Genomic DNA, 516 nt, shown 5'->3' on the forward strand with positions numbered 1-516 from the left:
CTGATCGACTACGACGAAGTCGAGCGCCTGGCCGTGGAGCATAAGCCGAAGATGATCGTCGCCGGCTTCTCCGCCTACTCCAAGACCCTCGACTTCCCGCGCTTCCGCGCCATCGCCGACAAGGTCGGCGCGCTGCTGTTCGTCGACATGGCCCACGTCGCCGGGCTGGTCGCCGCCGGCCTCTACCCGAACCCGATCCCCTTCGCCGACGTGGTCACCACCACCACCCACAAGACCCTGCGCGGCCCGCGCGGCGGCCTGATCCTGGCGCGCGCCAACGAGGAGATCGAGAAGAAGCTCAACTCCGCGGTATTCCCCGGCGCCCAGGGCGGCCCGCTGATGCACGTGATCGCGGCCAAGGCGGTGTGCTTCAAGGAAGCGCTGGAGCCGGGCTTCAAGGACTACCAGGCGCAGGTGATCCGCAACGCCAAGGCGATGGCCGAGGTGTTCATCGGGCGCGGCTACGACGTGGTTTCCGGCGGCACCGACAACCACCTGATGCTGATCAGCCTGGTG

At 67.6% G+C, this 516-nt stretch carries 1 pseudogene; it reads left to right on the forward strand.

From position 1 onward, the window contains the following. Positions 1-516, forward strand: a pseudogene (gene glyA, locus HMPREF3014_RS14735) (serine hydroxymethyltransferase); the annotation flags it as partial.

The organism is Pseudomonas sp. HMSC065H01, assembly GCF_001815235.1.
GTDB lineage: Bacteria > Pseudomonadota > Gammaproteobacteria > Pseudomonadales > Pseudomonadaceae > Pseudomonas > Pseudomonas aeruginosa.